We start from the raw sequence: 18,163 nt of genomic DNA on the forward strand, positions 1-18,163 counted from the left end.
CGCCGCCCTGCTCCGCCAGCAGCGTGCCGCCGTTGTCCAGACTGTCGCCGGTCAGGCTCAGCGTGCGGCTCTCCAGCCGCCCGGCGTTGGTGAGGTCGCCGGCCGTCAGCGTCAGCGCCCCGCCGGCCGACAGCGTGCCCGCATTATCCAGCCCGCGACCGGTTATCCGGCCGTCGCCCCCGGCGGTCAGCACCCCGGTGTTGCTCAGCCGCCCCGTACCGATTGCCTGTACATCCTGCGCCAGTTGCCGTGCCGCCCGCAGCGTGGTGCGCAGCGGGTCGCCGTCCGCCGTCGGCAGCGTGATACGCACCTCGCCGTCACTGTGTATCTGCCCGCCGTTGCGCAGACTGTCGGCGGTCAGCCACAGGCTGCCCGTCTGCCATTCGCCGTCGTTGTCCGCCGTCGTCGCCGTCAGCACCGCCGCGCCCTGCGTCAGCAGTCTGCCGGTGTTGGTCAGCGCGCCGTTTACCGTCAGCGTCATTGCAGAGAGGCCCAGCAGGGTGCCGCCGTTGTCCAGACGGTCCGCCGTGGCATCAAGGCTCGTCGCCCTGCCACTGCCCCCGGTTGTCCAGCGCAGCGGCCGTCAGGCGGCCCGCGCCCTGACTCAGCCACTGCCCCGTGGCCTGATTGCGCGCCGTCCCCGCTATCGCCAGCGTCAGCGCGTCCACCCCCAGCAGGGTACCGCCGTTGTCCAGACTGTCCGCCGTCAGGCTCAGCGTCTGCCCTTCCAGCCGCCCGCGGTTGGTCAGCGCGCCGGTCGTCGTCACCGTCAGCGCATCCAGACCAGTGATATTGCCGTCATTGGTCAGCGGCCCGCCGCCGATATCGACCGTCTGACCCTGCCAGCCGCCCGCCGTCGTTGGCGAGCGTCGTGCCGCGCAGCGTCAGCGCCGCGTCGCTGTACAGGCTGCCCGCGCCGGCGTAACGGCCGGTCAGCGTCAGCGCGCCCTGCGCCGCCAGCTGCCCGGCGTTGTCCAGGTCCGTTCCGGTGACCGTCAGGTCGCCCCGTACCGACACCGCCCCCCGGTTATCCAGCCCGCCCGGCGTCAGCGTGGTGTCGCCGTTCGCCGCCAGCGTGCCGGTGTTGGTCAGTACGCCCGCCGGGGACAGCGCCACCGTCAGCGCGCCGTCGCTCTGTATCCGCCCGCCGTTGCGCAGGCCGTCGGCCGTCAGCCGCAGGCGGCCCGCCTGCCACTCGCCGTCGTTGTCCACCGTCGCCGCGCGCAGCACCGCCACCCCCTGCGTCAGCAGTGTTCCGGTGGCGGTGTTGGTCAGGGTGCCGTCGGCCGTCAGCGTCAGCGCCGACAGCCCCAGCAGCTGCCCGGCGTTGCGGATACGGTCCGCCGTGGCGCTCAGGCTGTCGCCCTGCCACTGCCCCTGGTTGTCCAGCGTGCCGGCCGTCAGGCGGCTTTCGCCCTGACTCAGCCACCGGCCCGACGCCTGATTGCGCGCCGTGCCGGCTATCGCCAGCGTCAGCGCGTCCATCCCCAGCAGCGTGCCGCCGTTATCCAGGCTGTCCGCCGTCAGGCTCACCCGCTCGCCCGCCAGCGTGCCCCGGTTGACCGCCGCCCCGCTCAGCGTCAGGTCCAGCTGCGTCAGCCCGCCCAGCTGCCCGTCATTGCTCAGCGTATCGCCGCGCAGCGCCAGCCGCCCGCCCTGCAGCGTGCCGCCGTTCGACAGCGTCGCCGCCTGAATATCCCACGCCCCCGCCGCCCGCAGCGTCCCGCCGTTGTCCAGTTCGTCCAGCACCAGCCGCCCGTCGCCGCCCAGCGTGACCGCCCCCTGATGGCGCCACCGCCCGGTGCTCAGTGCCAGACCCTGCGCCGTCAGCGCGCCCGCCGTCGCCACCCCGCCGGCCGTCACCGTCACCGTGCCGCCGCTGCTCAGCATCCCGTCCGCCGTCTGGCTGAAGTCGCGCCCCACCGTCAGCCCCACCGCCTGCCGCCCCTGCAGCGTGCCGCTGTTCGCCAGCCCGTCCGCCGTCACGCTCAGCGCGCCCCCCGCCATCACCCCCCGGTTGGCCGTCTGCCCCGCCTGTACCCTCAGCTCGCCACCGGACAGCAGCGACCCGCCGTTGTCCAGCCCCGTCCGCGCCTGCACCGACAGCGTCTCGTCCGCCGACAGCGTGCCGCCGTTGCTCAGTTGCGGCGTCTGTACCGATACCTGCCGCCCGCTCACCGTGCCCCGGTTGTCCAGCGACGCCGCCCGTACCGTGGCGGTCTGCCCCGCCAGCGTCCCCGTGTTGCCCAGCGCCCCGCTCAGGTCCAGCGTCAGCCCGTCCACCCCCAGCAGTTCACCGCCGTTGTCCAGCGTGCCGCCGGTGACCGTCACCGTCTTCCCCTGCCAGCGGCCGCCGGCGCCCACCACGCCGTTGCCGGTCAGCGTCAGCGCCCCGTCGCTGTAGACCCGACCCGCCCCCGCGTAGTCGCCGTTCAGCGTCAGCGCGCCGCCCCCCGCCAGCTGCCCGGCGTTGTCCCGCGTCGCGCCCTGCACCGTCAGCCGGCCCAGTGCCGACACCGTGCCCCGGTTATCCAGCCCGCCCAGCGTCAGCGCCGTGTCGCCGTTCGCCGCCAGCGTGCCGCTGTTGGTCAGCCCGCCCGCCGGGGACAGCCTCACCGTCAGCGACCCGTCACTCTGTATCTGCCCGCCGTTGCGCAGGCTGGCCGCCCCCACCGTCAGCGCCCCGCCCGCCTGCAGCGCGCCGTCCCACTGCGCCGCGCCAAACCCGTCCAGCGTCAGGTCCCCCGTCGCCTGCCAGCGCCCCGCACCGCCCAGCGTGCCGCCGCTGACCGTCACCGTCTGCGCCCCCGCTCCCCGTCCAGCGTCAGCGCCCCCCGCTCAGCGTCAGCGCGCGCCCCGCCTGCCACGCCCCGCCCGCCGACTGGCTCACCGCCCCCGACGCCGTCAGGCTCACCCGGTCCCCCGTCAGCGCCGCCTGACCCAGCACCAGCGCCGACCCGCTCAACGTCAGACCGTACCCCGGCTGCACCGCCCCGTCGTCGCGCACCCCGGCGCTCAGCTGCCCGCCGTCCGCCGTGATGCGCCCGTCGCTCGCCAGCGTCAGCCCCTGGCCCGCCCGCGTCCGGCTCCCCGTCAGCGTGACGCCCTGCGCGCCCCGCAATGTCATGTTGCCCTGCGCCTGCTGGCTGCCCTGCAGCGCCAGCGTCCCGCCCTGCGCCGTCAGCTCGCCCTGCGCTATCGCGCTCCCCACCTGCAGCCGTCCGTTCGCCGACAGCTGAATGTCCCCCTGCCGCGCACTCAGCCCGGCGGTATTCACCCCCACCCCCTGCTCCGTCGACACCAGACTGATGCGGTTGGCGTACATGCCCCCCAGCGCCCCCGGTGTCCCAGCGCCAGCGCCGGCGCCGGCCCCTCGCCCGCCTGCGCCGTCACCCGCCCGGCCGCGTCCACCCGGTTCGCCCCCAGCACCACCCGCGCGTCCCGCGCGCTCAGCCCCGCCTGCAGCGACGCCGTGCGCGCTATCAGCGCAAACGTAGTCCCGCTCTGGCCTTCGGCGTCCAGCCCCGCCCCGTCTATCAGGATGTCCCCGCCGCGCACGTCCAGCCCGTCAAGCCGCCCCGCCGCGTCAAACCGCGGGGTGCCGGTGGTCAGGGTGATGCGCGGGGTGTTGAGAAAGCCGCAGCCGCTGCAGGTGATGCCGTAGGGGTTCGCCACCACCACGTTCGCCGCCGGGCCCGCCACTTCCAGGTAGCCCGCCAGCCGGCCTGCGGTTCGGCGACACCACCTCGTTGAGGATGGCCGAGGCGGCGCGCCCGTTCAGGTTGGGGTTGTTCTGCAGCAGCCCGCCCAGCTGGCTCGGCGTCAGCTGGGCGGTGCCGTTGTTGAGGATAAGGCCGCGGTTGTCGACGTTGAAGTCATGGTAGCGGTTGTGCGACAGCCCCGCGGCGTCCGGCGTGGCGATGTTCACCACCGGCACCCCGTTGCCCGCCGCCTCCAGCGCCGTGTTCCCCGACGCCACCGTCACCCCCGCCGCCCATGCCGGCAGCAGCGGCTGCAGCCCCGTCAGCCACACCAGCCCCCACGCCATCACCCGCTGCGACGTCTTCACCTTCACCGCTTTCATCCCTGAACTCCTGAATAATAATGCACAAGGCAAATCAGTAAATTAACGGTACAAACACGTAACCCGTTCGGGCCGTAAGGAACGAACGCGGCTGAACAGATCTGCACCGTTTTTTATTTTTGTGCCTAACCGCTACCGCGATATCGGCTGCTGTGTATTCCGTCGGGGTCGACGGCGAGGAAAAAGCTGGAAGGGAGAGGCAAGGAAGAATGACAGCGGGAACCGCCAGAACATCCTGTCACGCAGACCACATCCATGCAGTAATAATTGGCGTCATATTAATTCGTCATCTTTTCAAAAACAATACAAAAATTTACAAAACAATTTCAATTAATACGTGGATAAGAAATTATTCAACTGAATGATATTATTTGTTATTTTTGTTTAAGAAACGTCTTTCCCCTGTCTTCGGAAATAACCTGGCAACCTATTTATTCATGAAAAAGTCAGCGAGTAAAAACCAGATGGAAGTAGGAATGACAATCGGATAACGGCGGTGTGTTTTTTCCACCGATTATGATTTACGGTTTTTTAACAGGGTTTACCGATAAGCCTAACCGCCCCAATAGGACGGTTAGCTAATATCGGGATCACAGACTCAGGCGTAGCGGGAGAAGGAGAGATCGTCGTATTCAATTGCCGGCGTGTGGCCGGAAATAATATCGGCCAGCAACTGACCGGAACCGCATCCCATGGTCCAGCCTAATGTGCCGTGCCCGGTGTTCAGATACAGATTTTGTAATGGCGAGCGCCCGACCAGCGGCGTGCCGTCCGGCGTCATCGGCCGTAGTCCGGTCCAGAACGTCGCCTGTTCCACCGGCCCGCAGTCCGGGTACAGATCTCGCACCACCATTTCCAGCGTGTCGCGGCGTTTTTGATTCAGGGAAAGATCAAACCCGGCGATTTCGGCCATGCCGCCGACGCGGATGCGCTGATCAAACCGGGTAATGGCGATCTTATAGGTTTCATCCAGTACGGTGGAAACCGGCGCGCCCTCCTCGCTGGACAGTGGAATCGTCAGCGAATAGCCCTTCAGCGGATAAACCGGAATGTCGAACCATTTTTCCAGCAGGCCGCGGGAATAAGAGCCGCACGCCATGACATACGCGTCCGCCGTGATCTTTTCGCCGTTGCAATACACCGCGTTGACCCGCTGACCGTCTGCGTCAATATGCTGCACCACGCTGTCGAAACGGAATGTTACGCCCGCCTCCGCCGCCATCGTCGCCAGTTGCCGGGTAAACAGCTGGCAATCGCCGGTTTCGTCGTGCGGCAAGCGCAACCCGCCGCTCAGTTTATGGCGCACGCCGGCCAGCGCCGGTTCGACGGTAGCCAGTTGGTCGGCTTCCAGCAGTTCATAAGGTACGCCGGCCTCTTTCAGCACCGCGATATCACGGTAAGCGTTTTCATATTGCTGCGGGGTACGGAACAGTTGTAACGTCCCGCCCTGACGCCCTTCATAGGCAATACCGGTGTCGGCACGCAGCGCCTGCAGACAGTCGCGGCTGTATTCAGCCAGCCTGACCATGCGGGCTTTATTGACGCGGTAATGCGCGCTGTCGCAATTCAGCAGCATCTGCCACATCCAGCGTAGTTGCGTGGCGGTAAAGTCCGGACGAATCGCCAGTGGCGCATGCCGCTGAAACAGCCATTTGATCGCCTTGAGCGGAATGCCCGGCGCGGCCCAGGGCGCGGAATAACCCGGGGAAATCTGACCGGCGTTGGCGGCGCTGGTTTCCAGCGCGGGTTCGGCCTGTCGGTCAATGACGGTGACGTCATGTCCTGATTGGGCCAGATACCAGGCGGTACTGACGCCGATAACACCACTCCCTAAAACAACCACCTTCATTATTGCTGTTCTCCCCACATCCTCCGCTAATCCCGCGGAATATGCTGCATAATGCCGTAAACACCAAAATAAAAGGCTACTTTAGCATTTGGCCGCCAATTGTCATCTGTTGCAGATATAGCTTTTATTTATTATGAGAGAGTGAACACGGCAACGTAGGATAACGAGTGGCGACGTGCAGCCAATCCGGCGTAGCGCTGGCTGCATGGCATCCGGTTTTTCACACGAAGGCTTCATCCAAGCTACCGATTTCACATCACTTTTCCCAAAATAAGCTACGATTAAGTATGCCGACGCAATGAGGTGGCGGCAGTTATAGTGAGGGGTGCGCTGATGGTTATATCGACTGATGAGCGGGTAACGAGCCCACAACGTCTGAGTGACGGACCTGACTGGACATTCGATTTGCTGCAGGTCTATCTGGATGAAATTGACCGGGTAGCCAAACTCTACCGTCTGGATACTTATCCCCACCAAATCGAGGTGATCACCTCTGAACAGATGATGGACGCCTATTCCAGCATCGGGATGCCCATCAACTATGCCCACTGGTCGTTCGGCAAGAAATTCATCGAAACCGAGCAGCGTTACAAGCACGGTCAGCAAGGGCTGGCATACGAAATCGTCATCAACTCCAACCCCTGCATCGCCTACCTGATGGAAGAGAACACGATGCCGATGCAGGCGCTGGTGATGGCTCATGCCTGCTACGGCCACAACTCGTTCTTCAAAGGCAACTACCTGTTTCGCAGTTGGACCGACGCCAGTTCAATCGTCGATTATCTGCTGTTCGCCCGTCAGTACATCGCCCAATGCGAAGAGCGCCACGGCGTTGACGAGGTGGAAAAGCTGCTCGACTCTTGCCACGCATTGATGAATTACGGCGTGGACCGCTATAAACGACCGCAGAAAATATCGTTGGAAGAGGAAAAACTGCGTCAAAAAAGTCGCGAAGCCTATCTGCAGAGTCAGGTAAACGAACTCTGGCGTACGCTTCCCCGCCGCGAGCAGGAGACATCGCCGGAAAAAGCCCGCCGTTTCCCGAATGAGCCGCAGGAAAACCTGCTCTATTTCATGGAGAAAAATGCCCCGCTGCTGGAACCCTGGCAGCGTGAAATCCTGCGTATCGTGCGTAAAATCAGCCAGTATTTTTATCCGCAAAAACAGACGCAGGTGATGAATGAAGGCTGGGCCACGTTCTGGCATTACAGCATCCTCAATCATCTCTATGACGAGGGCAAACTGTCCGACCGCTTTATGCTGGAGTTCCTCCACAGTCACACCAACGTGGTTTACCAGCCGCCGTACAACAGCCCTTACTATAGCGGCATCAACCCCTATGCGCTCGGCTTCGCCATGTTTCAGGACATCAAGCGTATCTGTCAGGAGCCGACGGAAGAAGACCGCTACTGGTTCCCGGACATCGCGGGCAAAGACTGGCTGGATACCCTGCACTTCGCAATGCAGAACTTTAAGGACGAGAGCTTCATCAGTCAGTTCCTGTCGCCCAAAGTGATGCGGGATTTCCGTTTGTTTACCGTACTGGATGACGACCACAATAATTATCTGGAGATCGCCGCCATCCACGATGAAAAAGGTTACCGGAAGATCCGTCAGGAATTGTCCTCCCAGTACAACCTGAGCAACATCGAGCCCAATATTCAGGTCTGGAATGTCGATTTACGCGGCAATCGCTCGCTGACCTTGCGCTATGTGCCGCAGAATCGGGCGCCGCTGGACAAAAGCAGCCATGAGGTGATGAAACACGTGTACCGTTTATGGGGATTTGACGTCACACTGGAGCAGATGAATGAAGATGGCGGCGTCGAACTGATTGATCGTTGCCCGCCGCGTAATGCCGCGCTATGACGCTTAATAGATCGACGGAAAGAAAAACGGGTAGCTGAAATCGCTACCCGTTTTTTCATCAATCACATTGTTATCAACTAACCGCGGCCTTCGGCCAGATCACGCGGGATGGCGTTCTGCATGCTGTGCCACAGCGCACCGCTCTCTTTGCCGTATTGGCGAATTACGTCGGGAACCTGCTCATACAGCCCGTCACGGCTCAGCGACTCCAGACGGCGATAGAACGCCAGCGCGGTTTTGCGAGCTTCCTGATTGGAGAAGTAGTAGCGCCCAACGCGAATATACAGCCCTTTCAGCCCGTTGATAATCAAGCCGTAAATCGGGTTACCGGAGGCGAACGCCAATCCGCGGAACACGTTGTAATCCAGTTCAGCGTAGGCATCCGACGTGTCTTTAACCGATTCAGTCAGCTTAAGTATTTCTACCGATTTAGCCGGATGCAGACGAATCGCGGTGCGAATAAAAATCCCGGCGATATTGGTGCGCACCGCCAGTAAATTGTCAATCAATTGAGGAACGCTGTCGTGATCGAGCCGGGCCAGCGTTTCGAGGATATTCAGCCCGGACGTTTCCCAAAAGTTATTGATTTTGGTTGGTTTACCGTGCTGAATCGTTAGCCATCCATCACGGGACAGGCGCTGTAGCACCTCACGCAACGTCGTGCGCGTGACCCCGATCAATTCAGATAATTCCCGTTCTGCCGGCAGAATGGATCCAGGAGGAAAACGATTATTCCATATACTTTCAATAATGTACTCTTCCGCGAATCCCGCCGGACTTTGCGCCTTTATAACCATAAGTTTATATTCCGTAGCGATGTTTACTAGTGAAAGTCAACATCATCATACCAAACGAACCCTACATCACATAGCATAGCAGGACCTGAAAATCTTAATTCGATATAAAAACTGTGATTAAAGACAATTCCTTCCAGACAAACGTGAATATGCCCCGCTTTACGGTAATTTTCTTTAACCACACATCGATTGTTAAATTAAATTAACGTCAAAGAAGAAAGCCAACGGTGCGGGATCCGCCACTTCAACCACATCCTTCTGAAAAACGTTCCTGGCAACATTCCAAATGGATACAAGCCAGCCATTCTATTATTTCTAATTATCAATCACCTGCTGTTCTTTCTGGTCAACGCATTTGCCGCCGGCTGGTCGCCTGGGTTATTTTCGCTTCAGGCATCCCCTGAGAGGTAACCTGTCGTAACCCGGCGGATTCGCTGACGCCGGTGGCTATTTTCACTGGCACGACCAGTCTAGATCAAGTATGGCATGACGTTGCCGATAATATTAAAGTTTTGTCATCGCCGGTTTCCATGATAACGGCAGTCGCGTTTATCAGACAGCGATTGCCGCGCGTGTTTAGCGCCGACAGCCGGATATCCATCCCGCATCGGCTATTCCGTTTTTTGAACAGCGTGGAGTTTTATTTTCACTTTTTCTGATTCCCTGTCGCCGCGCCGATCTTTCCTCCATACTGTGTTTCGCTTTTCCGCTATTTATCATTATGTTGTGCTCTCAGACGATGATGCAGCCACTTCATTGATCAATACCGTCATGCACCAGCATAAATCGTGTATAGTAGGGGGCGGATTTCGCCATGAAACTGGCGATCCCTCATAGAAAGCGTTAAAAACAGCAGAGTATTTGTTGGCACAGCAGAATCTCCTCAGGCACTGATGCAGATTCCGGGCGGTACAGGCGTCACTGACGCCGCCGCAAGAAACGTCAGTTCATCCGGATCAGAGATTCAATGAGGGCAGCGAGCACGGTTATCACTGCCCATACTATCGTTTTTAGCATGGAATATTTTTTATGTTGCGATTTTTGAACCGTTGCTCCCGTGGTCGGGGCGCCTGGCTGTTGATGGCGTTCACGGCACTGGCATTTGAACTGATTGCTCTCTATTTCCAGTACGTCATGATGCTTAAACCCTGCGTACTGTGCATTTATCAGCGAACCGCGCTCTATGGCGTGATGGCCGCCGGTCTGGTGGGCGCCGTCGCCCCCGGTACGCTGCTACGCTATCCGGCAATCGGGTTATGGATTTACAGTGCCTGGGAAGGACTGTCGCTGGCCATCAAACACACCAATATCCAGTTACACCCGTCGCCGTTCGTCACCTGCGATTTTTTTGTCAGCTTCCCGTCCTGGTTGCCGCTGGACAAATGGCTACCGGCGATTTTCACCGCAACCGGCGACTGCGCCGAACGCCAGTGGAGTTTCCTGAGCATGGAAATGCCGCAGTGGATGATCGTGATTTTCGGCGCCTATCTGCTGGTCGCCGTGCTGGTACTGATTGCCCAACCTTTCCGCCCCAAGCGCCGCGACCTGTTCGGTCGGTAAAAGCGCACTGAACCGGGTCAGGCCATTGCCGGCCCGGTTTAATCGTTATCAAAACAATCTGCATCAAAACAATCTGCATTAAAAAATCTGTATTAAAACAATCTGCTGAAAACAGCAAAACTGAGCGAATTAGGACTTCAATAATCCGAGCGGTTTTTTCATTGAAAGGCTGTTTTTTCATTGAAAGACTATTGAAAAACCCGCCAGCGCCCGCCGTTGTTAAGGGGATTGGACAATCACACTGGTATAAAATTATTTTATATCAATAAATTACCTGGCCCATTCAGGTTTGTTTAGAATGTGGTCCTGCCAGTCCATCACCTCACTTTCACGCACGGCGATGTTGCGCACCGAGATCCGCTGTTGATGCATCGCGGCTTTGGAGCCAGCCAGCAAGGGGTGCCACGGTTGTAGCCCTTTCCCTTCGTGTATCAACCGGTAAGCGCAGGTTTCGGGCAACCAGTCGAACGATAACAGGTTTTCCCGCGTCAGCTTGATGCAATCCGGCTCATACTCAAACCGGCGCGCATAGTTACGGCACTGGCAGCTTTTGATATTCAACTGATTACAGGCCACATTGGTGAAATAGAGTTCGTCCGTGTCTTCATCGATCAATTTGTGCAAACAGCAACGCCCGCAGCCGTCACAAAGCGCTTCCCACTCGTCGTCCGACATTTGCTCCAGGGTTTGGGTTTCCCAAAAGGGTTTTTGAGTCATAACTGCAATTCCGATGATGATAAACAGGGCGTCTGGCTGTGTATTGTAAAGGGGGATGAGGCGGGATACCACCCGCGGCAACGCCGCGAGCGGTAACAGAATACTCAGATAACGTGGGTTGTCAGCGTGCGCTCGTTGAGCGTAATGGTTAACGCATCGCCCGACTGCAGCGGCCCCACCCCTTGCGGTGTACCGGTCAGGATGATGTCGCCGGCGCGCAGGGTAAAAAAGCGGCTCATGTAGGCGATCAGCGGCAGGATCGGCGTGATCATGTCACGAGTATTGCCCTGCTGACGTACTTCGCCATTGATGCTGATGCCCAGCTCCGCCTGCTGCGGATCGCTAAACTCAGCCACCGGGATAAACCCGGATACCGGACAGGAACCATCGAACCCTTTGGCTTTTTCCCACGGTTGCCCGGCTTTCTTGAACCCGGCCTGTAAATCGCGCAGCGTCAGATCCAACGCCACACCGTAACCGGCAATCGCTCTGGCGACCCGCTCTTCATTAGCCTGCTTGAGCGGCGTGCCGATCAACACCGCCAGTTCAACCTCATGGTGTACCGAACCCAGTTCTTTAGGAATCGCCACCGGCTGGCGCAAATCGCACAACGCGGTTTCAGGCTTGATGAACAGAACCGGTTCCGCCGATTTGGCGCTGCCCATTTCACGAATATGCTCGGAATAGTTGCTGCCGACGCATACCACTTTATTCACCGGAAAATCCAGTAATGCGCCCTGCCAGTCTCTGTGTTGATACATGTACCCTCTCCTGACCTTTCTGTTAGCGGATAGCGCCTGCCCGTCATGACAGACTCGGCTTGCCCATCATACCGGCATCGCCATCAAAAAAGTAAGCGCGATTGATGAACAACAGTATCCGGAATTTATCATAACCCCCGTTCCGTCTTTTGCGACCGTCATCAATACGCCAGCCGAAGAAAGGAATTACGCGGGATGGATGAAAATTCGTTTATTTAATCGTTGCGACGAATATACCTGTATATAAATCAGTATCGGTAAAATAGCATCAACAGGATTAAACCATTGCCCGGTTTATTTCTGACACCCCTGTATTAAAAAACAGCGGCCAATTCCCGTCGCGGCATCGAACATTATCTGAAAAATAATTCGGGTATTATTTTTTTACACTTGCCTGCAGTTCATCCAATAGATTTTCCGGCGGCGGCGGTAGTTGCAGATAAAAACCCTGCTCGATAAGCATCTGTTTTACCTTATCAATATCTGCGGACGCCAGTTTCTTCCTGCCATCAAGCGGTAATAACATCACCAAATGCGGCAGACCGAAACTTTTCATCAGTTCGTCAGGTACGCGGGAAAAATCGTCTTTTTTTTCGACATAGAGATATGTTTGATCGCGTTTGGAACTTCTGTAGATCACACAATACATGTTTTTTACTCTGAACTAGGGGAATGGTGTCTTGCCTGTATTTTCATGTGACTATAACATGCTTGAAGCGCTCTGGAATATCATGCCTTAAATGCTACTCTGGGGATTTAAAGATGCTGAAACTGAGTCAGGACAGATGTCACAAACGCCAATAGAGTTGAAAGGCAGCAACTTTACCTTATCCGTTGTTCATCTGCATGATGCGCAGCCCGATATTATTCACCAGGCCCTGCAGGAAAAGATCGAACAGGCGCCGGCGTTTCTTAAAAACGCGCCGGTCGTTGTCAATGTCTCGGCGCTGCCCGTTGACGCTGACTGGATTAAGCTCCAGCAGGCGATTACCGCCGCCGGTTTGCGGGTCGTGGGGGTAAGCGGGTGCGATGATGAGCAACTCAGATTATCTATCGCCAAAGCGGGGCTCCCGCTGTTACGTGAAGGTAAATTGCGTGAAGGTAAATTACGCGAAGACAAGGAACGCAGGACGACTCAACCTCCGGTGCCGGTCGCCACGCCGGTTAAAACCCGGGTGATCAATACACCCGTCCGTTCCGGACAGCAAATTTACGCCCGCGACTGTGACCTTATCGTTACCAGCCATGTTAGCGCCGGTGCCGAAGTCATTGCCGACGGCAATATCCATATTTACGGCATGATGCGCGGCCGCGCGCTGGCGGGGGTTTCTGGCGATGTCGACAGTCAGATCTTCTGCACTCATCTGGCCGCCGAGTTGGTGTCGATCGCCGGGCGTTACTGGCTCAGCGATCAGATACCGGAAAACTATTTCGGGAAGGCGGCGCGCCTGAAACTCAGTCCGCCCGACCATGTTCTGACCATACAACCTCTAGACTAGGCCCTTGAAAGGAATTATTTATGGCACGCATCATTGTTGTTACTTCAGGTAAAGGGGGCGTTGGCAAGACCACTTCAAGCGCGGCCATTGCTACCGGTTTAGCCCAAAAAGGTAAGAAGACGGTTGTCATCGACTTTGACATCGGTCTGCGTAACCTCGACCTGATCATGGGATGTGAGCGCCGGGTCGTGTATGACTTTGTGAATGTCATCCAGAACGACGCCACCCTGAATCAGGCGCTGATAAAAGATAAGCGTACCGAAAATCTGTATATCCTGCCGGCATCGCAAACCCGCGATAAAGAAGCCCTGACCCGCGAGGGCGTGGACAAGGTGCTCAAGGATCTGGCCGACATGGCGTTCGATTTCATTATCTGCGACTCCCCCGCCGGTATTGAAACCGGTGCGCTGATGGCGCTTTACTTCGCGGATGAAGCCATCATCACCACCAACCCGGAAGTGTCGTCGGTACGCGACTCCGACCGTATCCTGGGGATTCTGTCCTCCAAGTCACGCCGTGCCGAACAGGGTCAGGAGCCGATCAAAGAGCATTTGCTGCTCACCCGTTACAACCCGGGCCGCGTCAGCCGCGGCGACATGCTGAGCATGGAGGACGTGCTGGAAATTCTGCGCATCCCGCTGGTCGGCGTCATCCCGGAAGATCAGTCGGTACTGCGTGCGTCCAACCAGGGCGAACCGGTAATTCTGGACAAAGAAGCCGATGCGGGCAAAGCCTATGAGGACACCGTGGATCGTCTGTTGGGAGAAGAACGGCCTTACCGTTTTATCGAGGAAGAGAAGAAAAGCTTCCTGAAACGACTCTTTGGGGGGTAAATCATGGCGTTACTCGATTTCTTTTTGTCCCGCAAAAAAACGACAGCCAATATCGCCAAGGAACGGCTGCAGATTATTGTCGCGGAGCGACGCCGTGGGGACAGTGAACCGCATTACTTGCCGCAACTGAAGCGCGACATTCTGGAAGTCATCTGTAAATACGTGCAGATTGACCCGGAAATGGTGACGGTGCAGTTAGAGCAGAAAGGCGACGATATTTCCGTGCTGGAACTGAACGTCACCTTACCGGAAGCAGACGAGGCCACACCGCCCACCGACAAATAACCACCGTTTCCCCTGCGCCGGCAGAAAACGGTTTCGGCCGCCGCCCTTGTCTGTAAGGGCGGCATGTCGATATCAGTAATACGCCAGAATGTCTTTCAGACCTTGTCCAAACAAGCGGCCGCGCCAGCCGGTTACCATTTCCGGTTCATTTTCCGACAACGTCAGTTTCCAGTGCCAGTTCAGCAATCGGTTAATCTGCCGCCGGGATGCCAGCAATTCGGCCGACAATCCGCTTTGCTCCGCACATTGCTGCACCAGCGCCTTGATGTCGCGAAACGCTTTCTTATAACCGGGATAGTCGATCAGATTGACTACCGGCGGCGGATAATCCGCTTCGCTCAACGACGCGGTTTCCGCCACCAGCGCCAGCAAAGTTTTGCCGTGATAACGAATTTCCGGCCCACTCAGCCCCAGCGAATCCAGCTCCCCGAGCGAACCGGGCAGACAACGGGCCACTTGCCACAGGTTCTCTTCCCGGACAATGAAATTGACCGCGCTGTCGCGCTCCCGCGCCTTACGAAGGCGCCACGCCGCCAGTTTCTGCAAACAGGCCAAATGACGGCCGCGCAGTTGCCAGGCATTGCCGATCTCCCGATACGCCGATTCCGGCGCCAGCACCTCCTGACGGCGCTGGCACAGCAACAGGCACTCATCCAGCGCCGCTTCCAGCCAGCCTGCCGCACGGGTTTCTTCCACCAGCGTTCTGGCTACCGGCAGCAGATAAAACACGTCCGCCGCGGCGTACTGGCACTGTTTTTCGCTGAGCGGACGCGCCAGCCAGTCGGTGCGGGATTCGCTTTTATCCAGCGCGACCTGACGATAATCCGCCACCAGCGCGGCAAAACCATAGGACAACGGCTTACCCAGAAACGCCGCCAGAATCTGGGTATCGATGAACGGCGACGGCAGGCCGCCGAACGCATTCAGAAACACCTCCAGGTCTTCGCTGCCGGCATGCAAAAACTTGGTAACCTGCGGGTTCTGCAACAACGCGCGAAACGGCGCCCAGTCACGGATCGCCAGTGGGTCGATCAGCGACAGATTGTCGCCGTCATACAACTGAATCAGCCCCAGTTGCGGGTAATAGGTACGGGTACGGACAAATTCGGTGTCCAGCGCTACCTCGGACACCGCGCACGCCTGCGCGCACACCGCTGATAATCCTTCATCGGTAGTAATCAACTGATAATTCAAAACGGTATTCTCTTGGTTGCGCCCCAGTGCGACCAACCGCGTCCGGGGCATGAAACATATTATGGCGGACAATCAACATCACACGGGTCAGACCGCTCCGTCAGGGCAGGTAATGGCTTGACGCGAAAGGCGATGTTGTCCTGTGGTGTTCAGCAGGCAGGCTTCCACCATACCCGTCATGACTACCACAGGCAACCATCAGGCGGCTGACTGCTCATTACGCAGCTCACGCCGGAGAATTTTCCCCACGTTGGATTTCGGTAACTCGCTGCGGAATTCGAATAGTCGCGGCACTTTATATCCGGTGAGGTTACGACGGCAGTGGCTGATCAGTTCCTCCGCCGTCAGCGAGGGATCGCGGCACACCACGAAGACTTTGACCGCCTCGCCCGACGCTTCGCTGGGCACGCCAATCGCCGCGGCTTCGGATACCTTCGGATGGCGCGTCACCACCTCCTCGATTTCATTGGGATAAACATTGAAGCCGGACACCAGAATCATGTCTTTTTTGCGGTCGACGATTTTCAGAAATCCCTGCTCGTCCGCCGTGACAATGTCACCGGTTGCCAGCCAGCCCTCTTTCAGTACGTCATGCGTCGCGGCGGGCTGCTGCCAGTAACCGGACATCACCTGCGGGCCGCGCACCCACAATTCACCCGGCTCGCCGGGCGCCACATCCTGACCGTCATCATTGATAATACGCACATCGGTAGACGGCACCGGCAAGCCGATGCTGCCGCTGTAATGCTGCAGGTCATAGGGATTTCCCGCCACCAGCGGCGCGCTTTCCGTCAATCCATAGCCTTCCAGCAGATGGATGCCGGTCAGTTTCTCCCAGCGCTCGGCCACCACCTGTTGCACCGAGGCGCCGCCGCCCACCGACAGCCGCAGCGTGGAGAAATCCAGCCGACTAAACGCGTCGTGGTTCAGCAAGGCGTTGAATAGCGTATTCACCCCGGTAATGGCGGTAAACGGATAGTACGCCAGCTCTTTGATCATGCCGGGGATATCACGCGGGTTGGTGATCAGCAGGTTTTTTCCGCCGATTTCGACAAACAGCAGGCAATTCACCGTCAGCGCAAAAATGTGATAGAGCGGCAGCGCCGTCACCACCAGTTCCCGCCCCTCCTGCAGTACCGGGCCATAAGCGGCTCTGGCCTGCATCAGATTGGCCTGCATATTCCGGTGGGTCAGCATGGCGCCCTTGGCAATACCGGTGGTACCGCCGGTATATTGCAGGAACGCCAGATCCTGATTGTTCACCTCCGGCTTCACATACGGCATCCGTTTGCCCTGCTGTAGCACCTGACGGAACGAAATGGCGTCCGGCAGGTGATACTTCGGCACCAGACGCTTGATGTACTTGACCACAAAGTTGACCAGCGTACCTTTGGCCGGCGCCAGTTGGTCACCCATGCGGGTCAGGATCACATGCTTCACCGGGGTGTTGTACACCACCTTTTCCAGCGTATGGGCAAAATTGGAGACGATAACGATGGCCGAGGCACCGCAGTCTTTCAACTGGTGCTCCAGCTCGCGCGGCGTATACAGCGGATTGACATTAACCACCACCAGCCCGGCACGCAGCACGCCGAACAGCGCGATCGGATACTGCAACAGGTTGGGCATCATCAACGCGACGCGTTCGCCCTTTTTCAGTTTCAACTGATGCTGTAGGTAAGCGGCGAACGCACGGCTGCGTTCCTCCAGCCGACGGAAGGTCATCACCTCGCCCATGTTGATAAAGGCGGGCTGGTCGGCATAACGCGACACCGCGTGTTCAAACAACTCGATTAGCGAAGTGTAGCGATCCGGGTCAATTTCCGCAGGGACATCCGCCGGATAACGCGCTAACCAGATTTTTTCCAAAACGTCACTCCCGAGATATTTTTTAAGTGGCATAGTCAATCCCAACCCGAGTGATCTGTAACAACATTTTAACTCATATTAACAACTGTGAAATTCACAATGTTCAGGTTGAGAAGATGATCACTTATTTCAACTTGTTATCACTGCCGAAATGTTATCACTGCCCAAAAAAATGAGGCGACCCTGGCCGCCTCTGTTTGTTGTCAGGTTATCACCTGATTGTCGACGATCGCTACTCCGTGACGACAGACTCCACCTGAGCCGGCGCATAGCCGTCGTTCCAGCCCGGGCCCCAACCGGGTCCCCAGACATGGCGGTAACGACGATCCCACCAGGGATCGTAAGCCCGCGGCGGCAACACCACCTGTTGCACCACTCGCCAGCGTTTATAACCCTGCACGCTCACCACCACGTACTGATATGGCCGTTCACCGATTTTACCCTGCTCGGTACCGGTAATTGGCCCTACCACGGTGATCAACTGATTCTTGAAATCCACCGGCTCCAGAAAACCATTGACGTAGGCGACCAGTCGGCCTTCCGAGGGTTCGCCCAGTCGCGGCCGGCCGGCGTCATCCAGCGGCAGACTGGCAATCTCCAGCCGGGTACGATTGGCCTCGTTGCGAATATCCGCAATCCGGCCGCCAAAGCGCGATTCCTGCCCAACGTACAGATTCGGCGCGTTCATCACCCGAATCAGGTCCATCTGCGGCGTGGCGGAGGTCCCGCGGATTTCAGGCGGTAGCGTGACGCAGCCTGACAGCCCCGCCAGGCTCAGCAACAACAGTCCGCACAGCCCGGTCCGGCGCAGCTGCATCGAGGTTCTATTTCCGCTCGACGCTTTAT

The 18,163-nt window shown here is 58.4% G+C and carries 17 protein-coding genes and 2 pseudogenes; 6 read left to right on the forward strand and 13 right to left on the reverse strand.

Annotated features, from left to right (window positions below):
- The 6 genes and pseudogenes from DDA898_RS23515 to DDA898_RS11450 all read right to left on the reverse strand — a co-directional run.
- A pseudogene (locus tag DDA898_RS23515) lies at positions 1-2,007 on the reverse strand (beta strand repeat-containing protein); the annotation flags it as partial.
- A gap of 60 nt (positions 2,008-2,067) precedes the next feature.
- A pseudogene (locus DDA898_RS23985) lies at positions 2,068-2,796 on the reverse strand (hypothetical protein); the annotation flags it as partial.
- A gap of 28 nt (positions 2,797-2,824) precedes the next feature.
- Positions 2,825-3,211 (reverse strand): hypothetical protein, encoded by a 387-nt coding sequence (locus tag DDA898_RS23805; protein ID WP_269077950.1) that lies wholly within the window; start codon positions 3,209-3,211, stop codon positions 2,825-2,827.
- Between the two features lie 62 nt (positions 3,212-3,273).
- Positions 3,274-3,702, reverse strand: coding sequence for a two-partner secretion domain-containing protein (locus DDA898_RS23810; protein ID WP_071604535.1), 429 nt, complete (start codon positions 3,700-3,702; stop codon positions 3,274-3,276).
- Positions 3,587-4,084: a two-partner secretion domain-containing protein gene (locus DDA898_RS23815; protein WP_050570256.1), complete on the reverse strand. Its 498-nt coding sequence runs from the start codon at positions 4,082-4,084 to the stop codon at positions 3,587-3,589. The genes DDA898_RS23810 and DDA898_RS23815 overlap by 116 nt, the downstream gene beginning before the upstream one ends.
- Positions 4,085-4,682: 598 nt before the next feature.
- On the reverse strand, positions 4,683-5,933 hold the full coding sequence (locus DDA898_RS11450) for a D-amino acid dehydrogenase (RefSeq protein ID WP_038911236.1): 1,251 nt from the start codon (positions 5,931-5,933) through the stop codon (positions 4,683-4,685).
- A gap of 333 nt (positions 5,934-6,266) precedes the next feature.
- Between DDA898_RS11450 and DDA898_RS11455 the strand changes: the two genes are divergently transcribed.
- Positions 6,267-7,802 carry a SpoVR family protein gene (locus DDA898_RS11455; protein ID WP_013318034.1) on the forward strand — a complete coding sequence of 512 codons (1,536 nt, stop codon included), beginning with the start codon at positions 6,267-6,269 and terminating at the stop codon, positions 7,800-7,802.
- Positions 7,803-7,879: 77 nt separating this feature from the next.
- Here DDA898_RS11455 and fadR read toward each other — a convergent pair whose 3' ends face one another.
- The gene (fadR, locus tag DDA898_RS11460; RefSeq protein ID WP_013318035.1) at positions 7,880-8,599 is read right to left on the reverse strand and encodes a fatty acid metabolism transcriptional regulator FadR; all 720 of its coding nucleotides are present in this window, start codon (positions 8,597-8,599) and stop codon (positions 7,880-7,882) included.
- 258 nt (positions 8,600-8,857) lie between these two features.
- Between fadR and DDA898_RS23685 the strand changes: the two genes are divergently transcribed.
- Both DDA898_RS23685 and dsbB read left to right on the forward strand, forming a co-directional pair.
- Positions 8,858-9,010 (forward strand): hypothetical protein, encoded by a 153-nt coding sequence (locus DDA898_RS23685; RefSeq protein ID WP_216664506.1) that lies wholly within the window; start codon positions 8,858-8,860, stop codon positions 9,008-9,010.
- Between the two features lie 618 nt (positions 9,011-9,628).
- The gene (gene dsbB / locus DDA898_RS11465; protein WP_013318037.1) at positions 9,629-10,159 is read left to right on the forward strand and encodes a disulfide bond formation protein DsbB; all 531 of its coding nucleotides are present in this window, start codon (positions 9,629-9,631) and stop codon (positions 10,157-10,159) included.
- Positions 10,160-10,429: 270 nt separating this feature from the next.
- Here the strand turns inward: dsbB and ycgN are convergent, their stop codons facing one another.
- The 3 genes from ycgN to DDA898_RS11480 all read right to left on the reverse strand — a co-directional run bounded on the left by ycgN (position 10,430) and on the right by DDA898_RS11480 (position 12,286).
- Positions 10,430-10,876 (reverse strand): cysteine cluster protein YcgN, encoded by a 447-nt coding sequence (gene ycgN / locus DDA898_RS11470; protein WP_033111869.1) that lies wholly within the window; start codon positions 10,874-10,876, stop codon positions 10,430-10,432.
- A gap of 104 nt (positions 10,877-10,980) precedes the next feature.
- Positions 10,981-11,637 carry a fumarylacetoacetate hydrolase family protein gene (locus tag DDA898_RS11475; RefSeq protein ID WP_013318039.1) on the reverse strand — a complete coding sequence of 219 codons (657 nt, stop codon included), beginning with the start codon at positions 11,635-11,637 and terminating at the stop codon, positions 10,981-10,983.
- Between the two features lie 376 nt (positions 11,638-12,013).
- The gene (locus tag DDA898_RS11480; RefSeq protein WP_013318040.1) at positions 12,014-12,286 is read right to left on the reverse strand and encodes a YcgL domain-containing protein; all 273 of its coding nucleotides are present in this window, start codon (positions 12,284-12,286) and stop codon (positions 12,014-12,016) included.
- Between the two features lie 136 nt (positions 12,287-12,422).
- On the opposite strand from DDA898_RS11480, the gene minC reads away from it, so the two are divergent.
- From minC to minE, 3 genes are read left to right on the forward strand one after another with little or no spacing between them, the layout of a single operon-like run.
- Entirely contained in the window at positions 12,423-13,136 is a 714-nt protein-coding gene (gene minC, locus DDA898_RS11485; protein ID WP_038911237.1) for a septum site-determining protein MinC, read from the forward strand.
- A gap of 20 nt (positions 13,137-13,156) precedes the next feature.
- Complete coding sequence (gene minD / locus DDA898_RS11490) at positions 13,157-13,969, forward strand: septum site-determining protein MinD (RefSeq protein ID WP_038901280.1); 813 nt, start codon at positions 13,157-13,159, stop codon at positions 13,967-13,969.
- A gap of 3 nt (positions 13,970-13,972) precedes the next feature.
- Positions 13,973-14,254 (forward strand): cell division topological specificity factor MinE, encoded by a 282-nt coding sequence (minE, locus tag DDA898_RS11495; RefSeq protein WP_013318043.1) that lies wholly within the window; start codon positions 13,973-13,975, stop codon positions 14,252-14,254.
- A gap of 72 nt (positions 14,255-14,326) precedes the next feature.
- Here the strand turns inward: minE and rnd are convergent, their stop codons facing one another.
- The 3 genes from rnd to DDA898_RS11510 form a co-directional block, all read right to left on the reverse strand.
- Positions 14,327-15,448: a ribonuclease D gene (gene rnd, locus DDA898_RS11500; RefSeq protein ID WP_038912546.1), complete on the reverse strand. Its 1,122-nt coding sequence runs from the start codon at positions 15,446-15,448 to the stop codon at positions 14,327-14,329.
- Between the two features lie 198 nt (positions 15,449-15,646).
- On the reverse strand, positions 15,647-17,317 hold the full coding sequence (gene fadD / locus DDA898_RS11505; RefSeq protein ID WP_038911238.1) for a long-chain-fatty-acid--CoA ligase FadD: 1,671 nt from the start codon (positions 17,315-17,317) through the stop codon (positions 15,647-15,649).
- Between the two features lie 232 nt (positions 17,318-17,549).
- Positions 17,550-18,134 carry a Slp family lipoprotein gene (locus DDA898_RS11510; protein ID WP_038911239.1) on the reverse strand — a complete coding sequence of 195 codons (585 nt, stop codon included), beginning with the start codon at positions 18,132-18,134 and terminating at the stop codon, positions 17,550-17,552.
- Positions 18,135-18,163: the final 29 nt, after the last annotated feature.

It is taken from the genome of Dickeya dadantii NCPPB 898, from assembly GCF_000406145.1.
Lineage (GTDB): Bacteria > Pseudomonadota > Gammaproteobacteria > Enterobacterales > Enterobacteriaceae > Dickeya > Dickeya dadantii.